This window comes from Bradyrhizobium sp. NBAIM08 (assembly GCF_020193935.1).
Taxonomy (GTDB): Bacteria; Pseudomonadota; Alphaproteobacteria; order Rhizobiales; family Xanthobacteraceae; genus Bradyrhizobium; species Bradyrhizobium yuanmingense.
In genome coordinates this window covers 1-388 of record NZ_JADYVR010001234.1, presented here as the reverse complement: position 1 = coordinate 388, position 388 = coordinate 1, and the positions used below count along the sequence as shown (strand labels likewise).

The window sequence follows — 388 nt, the reverse complement described above, 5'->3', positions numbered from 1 at the left end:
GATCGCCATGACGTCGAGTTGCGGGAAGTCGGCGTCCCCGTACGCGATCAGGAACGGCGGGTGCTTGCCGGCCGCGTGCGTCAGCGGGGACGCCTTCTTGCACACCGCCGGGTCCGTCCCGAACACGCCGGTGAAGAGCCGGAACTGGTTGTCGATCTCGTACACCCCGCTGATCGACACGACCCCGCGGATGTCGCTCGGGGCGTGCTTCTCGGCCTTCAGCCAACTCGGGTCGGTGGCCAGCAGCGACACGAGGTGCCCGCCGGCCGAGTGACCGCACGCGAAGATGCGGTCGGTCCGCCCGCCGTACTTGCCGATGTTCTCACACGTCCACGCGAACGCCTTCGCCACGTCCTCGATGTGGGCCGGGTGCTTCACCTTCGGCGAC

General features: G+C 68.6%; 1 protein-coding gene. It reads right to left on the bottom strand.

What is annotated here, in order from left to right; all coding sequences use genetic code 11:
- A partial coding sequence (locus tag I6F37_RS44295) for an alpha/beta hydrolase (RefSeq protein WP_225155030.1) occupies nt 1-388 on the bottom strand: 388 nt, incomplete at both ends.